This window comes from Microbacterium suaedae (genome assembly GCF_003254645.1).
GTDB classification, from domain to species: Bacteria; Actinomycetota; Actinomycetes; order Actinomycetales; family Microbacteriaceae; genus Microbacterium; species Microbacterium suaedae.
In genome coordinates, this window is record NZ_PNFD01000002.1 from 259470 (window position 1) to 272005 (window position 12536).

General features: G+C 69.6%; 10 protein-coding genes. 7 read left to right on the forward strand and 3 right to left on the reverse strand.

Features of this window, described 5'->3' with window-relative positions; genetic code table 11:
* The first annotated feature begins 3 nt into the window (after positions 1 to 3).
* The 7 genes from C0012_RS07800 to C0012_RS07830 are packed head-to-tail and all read left to right on the forward strand — an operon-like array spanning position 4 to position 7240.
* A complete protein-coding gene (locus C0012_RS07800) occupies positions 4 to 951 on the forward strand; it encodes an FKBP-type peptidyl-prolyl cis-trans isomerase (RefSeq protein ID WP_110589158.1) in 948 nt (315 codons plus the stop codon).
* 41 nt (positions 952 to 992) lie between these two features.
* Positions 993 to 2981 (forward strand): helix-turn-helix transcriptional regulator, encoded by a 1989-nt coding sequence (locus C0012_RS07805; RefSeq protein ID WP_110589157.1) that lies wholly within the window; start codon positions 993 to 995, stop codon positions 2979 to 2981.
* Positions 2982 to 3013: 32 nt separating this feature from the next.
* Entirely contained in the window at positions 3014 to 3271 is a 258-nt protein-coding gene (gene tatA, locus C0012_RS07810; protein ID WP_110589156.1) for a twin-arginine translocase TatA/TatE family subunit, read from the forward strand.
* A gap of 6 nt (positions 3272 to 3277) precedes the next feature.
* Positions 3278 to 4105, forward strand: a complete 828-nt coding sequence (gene tatC / locus C0012_RS07815) for a twin-arginine translocase subunit TatC (RefSeq protein ID WP_162621850.1) — start codon at positions 3278 to 3280, stop codon at positions 4103 to 4105.
* Positions 4106 to 4133: 28 nt separating this feature from the next.
* A complete protein-coding gene (locus C0012_RS07820; RefSeq protein WP_110589154.1) occupies positions 4134 to 6542 on the forward strand; it encodes a DEAD/DEAH box helicase in 2409 nt (802 codons plus the stop codon).
* Between the two features lie 54 nt (positions 6543 to 6596).
* Positions 6597 to 6854, forward strand: coding sequence for a type II toxin-antitoxin system Phd/YefM family antitoxin (locus C0012_RS07825; protein ID WP_110589153.1), 258 nt, complete (start codon positions 6597 to 6599; stop codon positions 6852 to 6854).
* A complete protein-coding gene (locus C0012_RS07830; RefSeq protein WP_110589152.1) occupies positions 6839 to 7240 on the forward strand; it encodes a PIN domain-containing protein in 402 nt (133 codons plus the stop codon). The genes C0012_RS07825 and C0012_RS07830 overlap by 16 nt, the downstream gene beginning before the upstream one ends.
* A 145-nt stretch (positions 7241 to 7385) precedes the next feature.
* Here C0012_RS07830 and C0012_RS07835 read toward each other — a convergent pair whose 3' ends face one another.
* Genes C0012_RS07835 through C0012_RS07845 form a run of 3 tightly spaced genes read right to left on the reverse strand, consistent with a single transcriptional unit; the run spans position 7386 to position 12434 of the window.
* Complete coding sequence (locus C0012_RS07835; RefSeq protein ID WP_408631135.1) at positions 7386 to 9473, reverse strand: molybdopterin oxidoreductase family protein; 2088 nt, start codon at positions 9471 to 9473, stop codon at positions 7386 to 7388.
* Positions 9470 to 11038 (reverse strand): FAD-dependent oxidoreductase, encoded by a 1569-nt coding sequence (locus tag C0012_RS07840; protein WP_162621849.1) that lies wholly within the window; start codon positions 11036 to 11038, stop codon positions 9470 to 9472. Before C0012_RS07840 ends, C0012_RS07835 begins: the two co-directional genes overlap by 4 nt.
* Positions 11039 to 11042: 4 nt before the next feature.
* Positions 11043 to 12434, reverse strand: a complete 1392-nt coding sequence (locus tag C0012_RS07845; protein WP_110589150.1) for an MFS transporter — start codon at positions 12432 to 12434, stop codon at positions 11043 to 11045.
* Positions 12435 to 12536: the final 102 nt, after the last annotated feature.

Below are 12536 nucleotides of genomic sequence, written 5' to 3' on the forward strand. Positions count from 1 at the left end.
CCGGTGCGCAAGACGACAGCCGTAGCCAGTGTTCTGGGCCTGACCACTCTCGCCCTCGCGGGATGTTCGTCCGCTCCGCAGACCGCGGAACAGTGCGGGCGCGAGGCCGTCTCCGATCCCGTCATGAATGCCGTGGAGGTGTCGGGCGAGTTCGGAACCGAGCCGGTCGTCGAACTGCCCGCGTCGTTCGTGACCGACGACGCGGAGCACGCCGATGCGATCGTCGGCGACGGGCCCGTCATCGATTCGGCGAGCCAGGGAGTCGTCTTTGACGCAACGCTGTTCGATGGCGGCAGCGGCACCGAGATCCCGATCACGGCGTATGCGGGCGATCCGACGCAGGTCATCGGGCTGTCCAACATCTACGCGCAGATCCCGGGGCTCGAAGACGCGCTGCAGTGCGCGACGGAGGGATCCCGTGTCGTCGCCTCGCTGGGCGCCGACGGCATCGCGGAGACGTACGCGCAGCAGATCGTCCAGTTTGCCTCGCAGTATGGCCTCGACGTCGACCCGACGAACATGGTCGCGGTCGTCGATCTGCAGCGAGTGCTTCCGGCGGCCGCCGACGGGCAGCCCGTCTACAACGACGGATTCGGTCTGCCGAGCGTCGTGCGCGCGCCGGGCGGCGAGCCCGGCGTTATCGTCCCCGACGGCGCCGCCCCGGACGAACAGGTCACGCAGACGCTCCTGGCGGGCGACGGTGCCGAGCTCGCCGAGGGTGACACGGTGACGGTGCAGTACACATCGGTGTCCTGGTCGGCGAAGGCGGTCTCGACGTCGACGTGGCAGACCGGTCAGCCCACGACCTCCACGGTGGACCAGCTGCCCGAGGGATTCGCGGATGCGCTCGAAGGCGCGACGATCGGATCCCAGGTGCTCACGGTCGTCCCGGGCGACGGCGACGCGACTGTTTCGGTCATCGACGTGCTGGGAGCCGTCCCGGCCGCGTGACCCTCGCGACCATCCGGCTCCCATCGCCGTAGGATTGCGGCGTGGCACAGCGGATCCCCGCAGAAGAGCGGCTCATGAACCTCACGGTCGCCCTCCTGGGCACCGAGGTGGGGCTCACGCGCGCGCAAATCTTCGATTCCGTCACGGGATACGTCGAACGTGTGCGGCAGGGGGCCGACGAGCAGGCGCTCGAGCGCATGTTCGAGCGTGACAAGGAGACGCTCGCCGGTCTCGGCACGCACGTCGAGGTCATCGGCGACAGCGAGAACCCGAGCAATATGCGCGGCGCGCGCTATCGGATTCCCCGCGAGGACAACGTCCTCCCGGACGATCTGGAGTTCACGCCCGGCGAGCTCGCCATCCTGAGCCTCGCCGCCGACGCGTGGAGCGAGGCCACGATGTCGCACGAGGCGCGTGCGGGCCTGCGCAAGATCCGGGCGCTCGGGATCGAGGTCGACGAGCCGATTCTCGGGTTCACTCCGCGCCTCAGCGCCCGCGACGCGGCGTTCACGCCGCTTCAGGCGGCGATCGATCGCGGCGCGGAGGTGCGCTTCGACTACCTGCGGCCCGGATCCCAGCGCGTCCGGAGCCGTCGGGTTCGTCCCCTGTCCCTCGTGCAGTTCGAGGGTCGTTGGCACCTGTACGGGCGCGACGAGGGTGTGGGGGAGCGGCGGACGTTTCTGCTGAGCCGTGTCGTCTCGGACGTGCGTCCGACGGGTGTGCGCTTCGACCCGTCGGAGGCGGCTGGGGCGGCGGCCGCAGCGCTCGCGGGCCTGCACGCCGTGGCCGAGACTCACCGCGCGCACATCGAGGTCACCCCGGGCTCCGAGGCGGCGCTGCGCCTCGGGCGGCGGGCGATCCCTGAGGCAGCCCCGCAGGGGCTCGTCGTGCCATACGTCGACGAGTACGTCCTCGCCGATGAGATCGCGTCCTACGGGCCCGACGCGCGTGTCGTCGAACCGCCGGAGCTGCGGGACGTGGTCATCGACCGTCTGCGCGCGGTGCGGCGACGGCACGAGCGCCCCGCCGACCTCGATGCCGCCGAGTCGTCCGCGCCAATGAAGCCACGCAGAAAGCAGCCGGTCGTCTCGTCCGAGCGGGTGCGCACGATCCTGACCCTCGTCCCGTGGCTTCTTGAGCGAGGAGATGTCTCCGTCGCCGATGCGGCACGCGCGTTCGACGTCTCGCCCGACGAGATGCGCGGCATGCTCTCGACGCTGACGCTCGTGGGAGAACCGTCCGGCGGGTTCTATACGGGCGAGATGTTCGACCTCGACTGGGAGAGGCTCGAAGAAGACGACATCGTGCGCCTGACCCGCACCGTCGGCATCGAGCGTGTGCAGCGGTTCACAACGCGCGAGGCGGCCGCGCTCATCGCTGGCCTGCAGCTCGTGGCCGCGGCCCCGGGCGCCGCCGATGCCGAGACGCTCGACGCCCTGCGCAGCAAGCTTTCGCGCGGCGCAGGCGGGGGCGACCTCGGCGTTGTGACGGTCGATTCTCCGGTCGATGAGCTGCGCACGCTTCTGTCGCAGGCGGTGCGCGACCGGCGCGCCGTGCGCTTCACCTACACGCGTCCTGACGGCGCACAGACGATCCGCACGGTCGATCCGTCCGATCTGCTGCTGACGAGCGGCGAGTGGTATCTGCGGGGATGGTGCCACCTGCGCGAGGCGACGCGGACGTTCCATCTCGAGAGGATGAGTGACCTCGAGGTCACGGACGCGCCTGCCGATCACATGGGGGAGATGCGCTCCGAGCTGTTCGTGCCGGGCGAGGACGACGTCGTCGCGACGTTGCGCTTCCCCGTGCGAATGCGGCCGCTTCTCGCCGAGTTCCTCGAACATGCCGAATTGCGCGAGGCGGGGAGCGAGATGTTCGCGCGGATCCCCGTCGGCGACGTCGGCACGCTTCGGCGCCTCGCCGCCCGTGGTGGAGGCGAGATCGAGGTCGTGGCACCGGCGACTGCCCGCGAGGCCGCAAGACAGTGGGCCGAGGCAGGCGAGAAACTGCACGGTTCGGCGTTACACTGAACCGATAGCTCCCACCTCAGGATGGAGTCCGTATGCCTTTCGGAAATGCCGGTGTCTGGCAGATCCTGCTGATCCTCGTGATCATCCTCCTCATCTTCGGTGCCTCGCGCCTTCCTGCGCTCGCCAAGAGCATGGGGCAGTCCGCCCGTGCGTTCAAGGGCGAGATGAAGCAGATGAAGGACGAAGGGAAGGCCGAAAGCGAGGCCGACTCGCCCGCTGAAGCAAAGGGCGAGGGATCGACGGCACCGCCGTCGACGGAGAGCCCGTCTTCCGACACCACCAAGCAGTAGCCCGCTGTGGCACGCCCCTCCGCAAACGGGGGCGCCTCCGGCGAGTCGAGCCTGCCGAAAGAGCGCAGGATGACGCTCGCGGGGCACCTCCGTGAGCTGCGTCGGCGCCTCGTGTATGCCGTCATCGGCCTGGCTGTCGGCATGATCGTTGCGGCCTTTCTGACCGATTGGATCATCCAGGCGCTCACGTCGCCGATCGTGCGAGTCGCTGAGAACCTCGACGACGAGTCCTTCACGAAGCTCACGTTCACGACGGTCACGGGGCCGTTCGACATGCGCCTCCGCATCTCCTTTGTCGCGGGGCTGGTGCTGTCTGCTCCGGTCTGGCTCTGGCAGATCTGGCGCTTCGTCACGCCCGGTCTGACCCGCCGCGAGTTCTGGTATGCGTTCGGCTTCATGTGTGCGGCGATCCCGCTGTTCTTCGGCGGCGTCACGCTCGCGATCTTCCTGCTGCCGAACATCATCACGATCATGGCGTCGTTCTTTCCCGACGACATCGAGCAGGTGGGACAGCTCTTCACGGCGACCGAGTACTACGCCTTCGTCTTCCGCACCCTGACGATCGTGGGGATCGGCTTCGTCACCCCCGTGTTCGTCGTCGCGCTGAACCTGGCCGACGTCGTGCGCGGCAAGCAGGTGGTCCGGGCCTGGCGCTGGGTGGTGCTGCTCTGCCTCGTCTTCGGCATGTTCGCCTCACCTCCGGCCGACATGATCACGTTCCTGATCGTGTCGTCGATCATGTTCGCGCTGTACATGATCGCGGCAGGGGTGTGCCTCGTGTTCGACTGGCAAAAGAAGAAGCGCCACCCGGAGATGTTCGTCGAGTACAGCTGATCGCTGCCCGACATGGTGGGATGGACTCATGACCTCCGCCACGCCCGCCGACCGGTACGCCGAGGCGCGAGAGAACCGCGAGCACCCCGTCACCGCCGAGTTCGCCGCAGCGCAGCGCTTTGAATTGGACCCCTTCCAGAACGCGGGGTGCCGTGCGCTCGAGGACGGATCGAGCGTGCTCGTCGCGGCGCCGACGGGCGCGGGAAAGACGATCGTCGGCGAGTTCGCGATCCATCTCGCGATGCGCTCGTCAGGCGACAAGGCCTTCTACACCACCCCCATGAAGGCGCTGTCGAATCAGAAGTTCCGTGAGCTGCAGGACGTCTACGGCGCCGATGAGGTCGGTCTGCTCACGGGTGACACGAACATCAACTCGCATGCCCGCGTCGTCGTGATGACGACCGAGGTGCTGCGCAACATGATCTACGCGGGATCGTCGGCGCTCGACAGCCTGCGCTACGTGATCATGGACGAGGTGCACTACCTCGCCGATCGTTTCCGCGGAGCCGTCTGGGAAGAGGTCATCATCCACCTTCCGCCGTCGGTGCGGCTCGTGTCACTGTCGGCGACGGTGTCGAACGCCGAGGAGTTCGGTGACTGGCTCGGCACCGTGCGCGGTGACACACAGGTCATCGTCTCCGAGACGCGCCCCGTGCCGCTCGAGCAGCACGTGCTCGCGCGCGGGGACCTGCTGCCCCTCTTCGACGAGCGCGCCGGCGAGGCCGCGGCCGAGGTGAATCGGGAGCTGCTGCGCCTCGGCCGGGGGCTCGCGACGGGCGGCGGATCGCGGCGCGGGCGCGGACGGCAGCAGCGGCCGCCGCGCGGCGGTGGACGCCTCGACCGGGCCCAGGCAATCGAGCTTCTCGAACGCCAGCACCTGCTTCCCGCGATCTTCTTCATCTTCAGCCGGGTGGGCTGCGATCAGGCCGTCGTGCAGGTCCGTCGCGCGGGGATCCGCCTGACGAACCGTGAGGAGCGCGAGCAGATCCGCGCGATCGTGCGGGAGCGCACAGCCGCCCTGCAGGACGAGGATCTCGGAGTGCTCGGCTTCTACGAGTGGGCCGCCGATCTGGAGCGCGGCATCGCGGCGCACCACGCCGGCATGCTTCCGGCCTTCAAGGAAGTCGTCGAGGAGCTGTTCCAGCGCAAGCTCGTCAAGGTCGTCTTTGCGACCGAGACGCTCGCCCTCGGCATCAACATGCCGGCGCGCACGGTCGTGCTCGAGAAGCTCGAGAAGTTCAACGGCGAGGCGCGCGTGCCCATCACATCGGGGGAGTACACGCAGCTGACGGGCCGAGCGGGCCGCCGCGGCATCGACGTGGAGGGGCACGCGGTCGTGCACTGGACCGACGGCTTGGATCCGCACGCCGTCGCGTCGCTCGCGTCGCGCCGCACCTACCCGCTGAACTCGTCCTTCCGTCCGACATACAACATGGCGGTCAACCTCATCGATCAGTTCGGTCGTCCGGCTGCGCGCGAGATCCTCGAGTCTTCGTTCGCGCAGTTCCAGGCCGACCGCGCAGTCGTCGGCGTCGCGCGGGAGGTCAAGCGCGCCGAGGAGTCGCTCGAGGGCTACCTCACCGCCATGCAGTGCCACCTCGGCGACTTCGCCGAATACGCCGGGATCCGCCGCGAGCTCAGCGACCTCGAGAAGAAGGCCCGCAAGGACCACACGGCTTCCAAGGCTCGCCAGGAGCAGCGCCGCCAGAAGATGGCCGGCCTCAAGAAGCGCCTGCAGCGGCACGACTGCCACCGCTGCGGCGAACGCGAGCAGCACGCACGCTGGGGCGAGCGGTACTACAAGCTCAAGAAGCACACCGACAAGCAGCGGCGCGAGATCGCCTCGCGCACAGGCACGGTCGCGCGGCAGTTTGACCGCATCGTCGATGTGCTCGTGGAACTCGACTATGTGCGCGTCGACGGTGAGCAGGCCGCGCTCACCGACAGCGGGCGCACGATGAAGCGCATCTACGGAGACCGCGATCTGCTCGTCGCCGAGGCGTTGCGCCTGAAGCTGTGGGAGTCGCTCGACCCGGCCTCGCTCGCGGCGCTCGCGTGCACGCTCGTGTACGAGCCGCGGCGCGGCGAGCAGAACGGCGACTTCGCGCTGCCGCGCGGCAACTTCCGGGAGGCGCTGGACCGCTCCGAGCGGCTGTGGGCCGAGCTCGACGACCTCGAACAGGATCACCGCCTGCCGGGCACGGCGCCGCTCGCGCCGGGCCTCGCGCAGGCGATGCACATGTGGGCGCGCGGCCAGCTGCTCGACCGCGTTCTCGGCTCGGCCGAGATGGCGGCGGGCGATTTCGTGCGCTGGGCGAAGCAGACGATCGACCTGCTCGACCAGATCTCGCTCACGGCCGACGGCGAGCTCGCCCGCACGTCCCGCCGCGCCCTCGACGCGGTCCGCCGCGGCATCGTCGCGTACTCGGGGGTGTGAGGGATATCGGGTCGACACCTCGACCTCGCGTAAGAAATCAGATAATCTGATCTCATGAGATCGGTCACCGCCACATCCGCATCGAGGGGCTTCTCCGAGCTCCTCAGCGCGGTTGAGCATGGCGATGTGGTGACCATCATGCGTGGTGGCCGGGCCGTCGCCGAGTTGCGCCCGGTCGAGCGACACACATTGGCCGCGTTGCGCTCTCGGCTACCCGGAGAGCCGGTCTTCGACGACGAGATGGCGACCAGCATCGCCGAGGCCACGAGCCTGCTGACGAACGAGTCGACGGACCCGTGGGACGACGACTGATCGTCGATACGAACGTCCTGATCGCGATCGAGCGGGGCGTTTCCGACGTGTACGAGCCGCTGCGCGATGACGACGAGATCGCGATCGCGGCTGTCACGCGTGCCGAACTGATGCTCGGCGTCGAGCTCGCCCCTGATGAAGCGACCGCTCGCCGTCGAGAAAAGCGTGTGACGGCAATCCTGGATGGCGTCGACGTCCTCGACTACACGGCGCGCACGTCCGACCATCACGCGATCCTGCTGGCGCACGTGCGCCAGTCGGGGCGGCCGCGCGGGGCTCACGATCTCGTGATCGCATCGCATGCGGTGGAGACGGGGCGTGCCCTGTTCAGCGCCGACGTGAAGGCTCGCTTCGGAGATCTTCCCGGTGTGCGCACGCTCGCCTGATCGCGTGTGAGTGGCGACTCACTCGTCCGACGCGTGGCGGATCGTGCGGCGCGTCGCAAGCTCTTTCGCGTCCGCCGACGCTCGGCGGCTCACGTCTGGCAGGAGCCCGACGAGCCACGCGCTCGGATCCATGCGGCCAGCCTACTCAGGCGACCGCCTCGACTGTCACGACGGCGTTCTTGAACTCGGGCATGGCGCTGTGGGGATCGGTGGCCGCGCTCGTCAGCAGGTTCGCGCTCTCGGATCCGGCGTAGTGGAACGGCAGGAACACGGTGTCGGGCCGGATATCGGGGCTCAGTTGCACATCGGCCTCGACGGCGCCGCGATGATTCGTCAGGCGGATCCGCGACCCGTCGTCGATCGCGCGATCGCGCGCTGTGACGGGGTGCATCTGCGCGACCAGGCGCGGGTTCGGCTCATTCAGCTCGGCGACGCGGCGCGTCTGCGTGCCCGACTGATAGTGCTCGAGAATTCGCCCCGTCACGAGGCTCAGTTCGGAACCGTGCGGCGTCTCGGGGCGGCGCGGGCGCACCGACACGAACCGCGCTCGCCCGTCGTCGTGCGCGAAGCGGTCGAGGAACACGCGTGGCGTACCGGAGGATCCCTGTGGGTACGGCCAGTGTGCCGCGAGGCCCGTGTCGAGCAGCTCGTGCGAGAGCCCGGAGTAATCGCTGAGCCCGCCCGCGCTCGCCCGGGCGAGCTCGTCGAAGACCTCGGCGGGATCGAGCGACCACGCGCCGGGCGCATCGAGGCGCGCGGCGAGCTCCCGCAGGATCCACAGCTCGCTGCGCGCGCCGGGAGGCGGATCGATGGCCTTGCGTCGGCGGATGACGCGGCCCTCGAGATTGGTCATCGTGCCCTCCTCCTCGGCCCACTGCAGCACCGGCAGCACGATGTCGGCGAGCTGCGCGGTCTCGGAGAGGAAGAAGTCGCTCACGACGAGCAGATCGAGGCGGCCGAGCGCCGCGCGCACCTGCGAGACGTCGGGAGCCGAGACGACGACGTTCGAGCCGTGCACGAGCAGCGCCCGCACGCCGCCCTCGGCGCCGCAGGACGCGAGCAGCTGCACGGCGGGGATCCCCGGCCCCGGGATCGACTCGGGATCCACACCCCAGACGCGCGCGACGTGTGCGCGGGCAGCGGGATCCGTGATCTTGCGGTAGCCCGGCAGTTGGTCGCTCTTCTGGCCGTGTTCGCGGCCGCCCTGGCCGTTGCCCTGGCCCGTGAGCGTGCCGTAGCCGGATCCCTCTCGGCCGACGAGGCCGAGGAGGAGGGCGAGGTTGATCGCCGCCGTCGCGGTGTCGGTGCCGTCTGAGTGCTGCTCCACGCCGCGCCCCGTGAGCACGTACGCCGAACGCGCCCCGGCGAGGCGGTGCGCGATGTCGCGGACGATGCGCGCGGGCACGCCCGTCACCTGTTCGGTGCGCTCGGGCCACCACGGGGAGACCGAGCGGCGCACGGCGTCGAAGCCCGTCGTGCGCGCATCGACGTAGTCGCGGTCGTACAGCTCGTCGGCGATGACCACATGGCACACGCCGAGCAGCAGCGCCATATCGGTTCCCGGCGCGGGCTGCACGTGCGTTCCGGCGCCGTCGGCCGTGAGCCGCGCCGTCGTCGAGCGCCGAGGATCCACGACGATGAGTCCGCCGCGGGCGCGGGCACCCTGGAGGTGCTGCACGAACGGCGGCATCGTGTCGCCCATGTTCGAGCCCATGACGAGCACGGCATCGGCCGTGTCGAGGTCTGCGAGGGGGAACGGCAGTCCGCGGTCGAGACCGAAGGCGCGGTTCGCGGCGGCCGCGGCCGACGACATGCAGAACCGGCCGTTGTAGTCGATGCGGCTCGTCCCGAGCGCGATCCGGGCGAATTTGCCCAGCTGGTAGGCCTTCTCGTTCGTGAGGCCGCCGCCGCCGAAGACGCCGACTGCGTCGGCGCCGCTCTTGCGGCCGATGCGGGTGACCTCGCGGGCGATCCGGTCGAGCACCTCGCTCCACGCGGCCTCGGCGAAGGATCCGTCTGGCTGACGCACGAGCGGGGTCGTGATCCGGTCGCCGCGCGCGAGCAGATCGGCCGAGGTCCAGCCCTTCTTGCAGAGCCCGCCCCGGTTCGTCGGAAACTCGCGCCCCGACACGGACACGGGAGCATCGTCGCCCGGCGACGGCGTCAGGGTCATCGCACACTGCAGGGCGCAATAGGGGCAGTGCGTATCGGCGGTCGCGGAGACGGGCATCATGCCGGCTGCTCCGTCAGCTCGGTGAGCATCTCGGCGATGCGGGCTCGGCACCCGCCGCATCCTGTGCCGGCCCGGGTGCAGCGGCCGACGTCCTCGACCGTTGTGCACTCGTGCTCCCGCGCCGCGTCCTCGATCGCGCCCGCCGTCACGGCGTTGCACATGCACACCGTCTGATCGCGGCCGCCAGCCGGGAGAGCCTCTTCTCCGACAGCGTCGAGCCGCAGCAGCAGCGAACGGTCGCTCGGCAATTCGCCGCGCCGCTGGTAGAGCACGCTCAGCTCGGCAGCTGTGCGGGGCATGCCGACCGAGACGAAGCCGTCGAGCACGCCGTCGGTCGTCGCCATCGCGACGTAGGTGCCGTGCTGCGGATCCGCCCACATCGCAACCTCGGGCGCCCGTTCGCCGTGCGGGACGGGCGCGAAGGGATCCGCGGGGACGGCGCCAGCGGCGACGAGGTCGACATGCGACGCCTTCATGAGCACGACCCCGGGCACGTCTTCGACATAGTCGGGCTCGGCCCAGCCGTCGAGCTCTGCGAGCAGGGAACGGGCGAGCCACTCGGCCTGGCGCCAGCCGGGCCCCACGAGACCGCTCGCGCCACCCGGAACCTCGCGGTCGTGGAGGTGAGTGGCGGGATCCGCCACGTGCGCGACGTCGCCAATCGCATGGATCCGCGGATCCGACCACGAACGCAGCCGGTTGTCGACGAGCACGCCGCGCGCCGTGCGCAGGCCCGCCTCGACCGCCAGCTCCGTTCGTGGGCGCACACCGCACGACAACACGAGCAGATCGGCCTCGATGCGCTTGCCGTCGCCCGAGACGAGCGCCCGGAAGGTGCGGCGCCCGGCGACCTCGTGCGTGACGATCGCCTCTGCGCGTGTGTGCGGTACGACCGTGACCCCCGCGCGGTCGAGCTGGTCGACGAGTACGCGCGCCGAGCCGCGATCGAGTTGCCGGGGCATCGGGATCGGACCGAAGTGCGCGAGCTGGGGGAGAGCGCCCGCCTCGGCGAGCAGCAACGCGAGTTCGAGCCCGAGAACGCCTGCGCCGAGCACGGCGACCCGCCCGCCTGCGTCGACGACGTGCTTGACCCGCTCGGCGTCCGCGAGCGAGCGGAGCGCGCACACGCCGTCGGTGAGACGGGGGTCGAGGCCCGGAGCCCCCGGATCCGCCTGCTCGAGGCCGTCGAGGGCCGGCACGTTCGCCTGGGCGCCCGTCGCGAGCACGAGACGGTCATAGGCGATCCGACCGCCGCCGTCGAGCTCCACCTCGCGGTCCTCCGCGAGGATCCCGGTCGCGCTACGGCCCGAGAGCACGCGCACGCCGCGAGAGGCGAGCTCGGACGGATCCGCAATCTGCAGATTCTCGTGCGCGATCTCGCCTGCCGCGTACTCGGCGATGAGGATCCGGTTGTACGGATCGTCGCTTTCGGCGCCGACGATCGTGAGGGCGATGCGCCCCTCCTCGACGGCCGGCAGAAGCTCCTCTGCGAAGCGCACACCGACCGGTCCGAAGCCGATGAGGACGACGTTCATCGGGGACGTGGATCCCTGCGTGCCCGCCACGACGTCAGACGATCCGTCCGGCGAGCGAGCGGCGCGGGACGAGGTAGACGACCGCCGTGAGGATGCCGAGCACCGCATAGGCGCCGATGAAACCGTAGAACGCCGGCACGTACCCTCCCGTGGCCTGCTGCGAGAGGTTCAGCACCTGCGGGACGAAGAAGCCGCCGTACGCGCCGAGCGCCGAGATGATCCCGAGGGCGGCGGCGCCCTTGCGCTGCGCGCCGACCGCGTGTTCCTCACCCGCCGTCGCAGCACCGCGGGCGGCGAAGATCGACGGGATCATGCGATACGTCGCGCCGTTCGCGATGCCCGTCGCGCTGAACAGGACGAGGAAGCAGGCGAGGAAGACCCAGAAGCTCGCGAGAGGAAGGGTCAGCACGACCGCGAGCGTCGCTGCGATCATCCCGCCGAAGGAGACCACCGTCATGCGCGCGCCGCCGAAGCGGTCGGCGAGGCGCCCGCCGTAGGGGCGAGTGAGGGATCCGACGAGCGCGCCGAGGAACGCGAGCGACAGTCCCGCGCCGAAAACCTGGAAGGTCGAGAACTCGGGGAACTGGTCGGCGATGAGCTTCGGGAACACGCTCGCGAATCCGATAAAGGATCCGAAGGTGCCGATGTAGAGGAGCGCCATGATCCAGAGGTGGGGCTCCTTCAGGGCGGCCGCCGCGCCGGCGAAGTCGCTCTTGGCGGTGGAGAGATTGTCCATGAACCGCCACGCGCCCCAGATGGCGACGAGGATGAACGGCACCCAGATGAAGCCGGCGAGCTGGATGTTGAGCGTGCCGACGGCGCCGAGGGTGACGGCGATCGGAACGATCAGCTGTGCGATCGCCGCGCCGATGTTGCCGCCGGCCGCGTTGAGCCCGAGCGCCCAGCCCTTCTCGCGCTGCGGGAAGAAGTAGGTGATGTTCGCCATCGAGCTGGCGAAGTTGCCGCCGCCGAGCCCGCCGAGGGCCGCGACGAGCAGCAGGACGGGGTAGGGAGTCTCGGGATTCTGCACGACGACGCCGAGGAGGATCGCCGGGATCAGCAGAAGCGCCGCGGAGATGATCGTCCAGTTGCGCCCGCCGAATCGCGCCACCATGAACGTGTAGGGGAAGCGCAGCGTCGCACCGACGAGACTCGCGACCGAGATGAGCCAGAACTGCTGCGTCGACGTGAGCGCGAAGCCCGCGGCGGGGAGCATCACGACGACGATGCTCCACAGCTGCCACACCACGAAGCCGAGGAACTCGGCGAACACCGACCAGCCGAGGTTCCGCTTGGCGATCGTGCGGCCCTCCGCCTCCCACTGGGCCGGATCCTCGGCGTTCCAGCCGTCGATCCAGCGTCCGGGACGGACCGCAAGACCGGAGGCCTCGAGCGGCGTGCGCGTCGTGCTCACGGACGATGCCATGGCGAGCTCCTTCAGAAGAGAACGGAACGGATGCTCCCGACGCTAGGGATCCGGTGTTTCGCACGGCGCTCCCGTCTCGTGTCGCGCGCGTCACCTTTCGAT

Bases quoted from the DNA above. Each gene is read 5' to 3' on its own strand.
- C0012_RS07825 (WP_110589153.1), top strand. From the start codon at position 6,597: ATGAGATCGGTCACCGCCACATCCGCATCGAGGGGCTTCTCCGAGCTC.
- tatA (WP_110589156.1), top strand. From the start codon at position 3,014: ATGCCTTTCGGAAATGCCGGTGTCTGGCAGATCCTGCTGATCCTCGTG.
- C0012_RS07820 (WP_110589154.1), top strand. From the start codon at position 4,134: ATGACCTCCGCCACGCCCGCCGACCGGTACGCCGAGGCGCGAGAGAAC.
- C0012_RS07845 (WP_110589150.1), bottom strand. From the start codon at position 12,434: ATGGCATCGTCCGTGAGCACGACGCGCACGCCGCTCGAGGCCTCCGGT.
- C0012_RS07835 (WP_408631135.1), bottom strand. From the start codon at position 9,473: ATGATGCCCGTCTCCGCGACCGCCGATACGCACTGCCCCTATTGCGCC.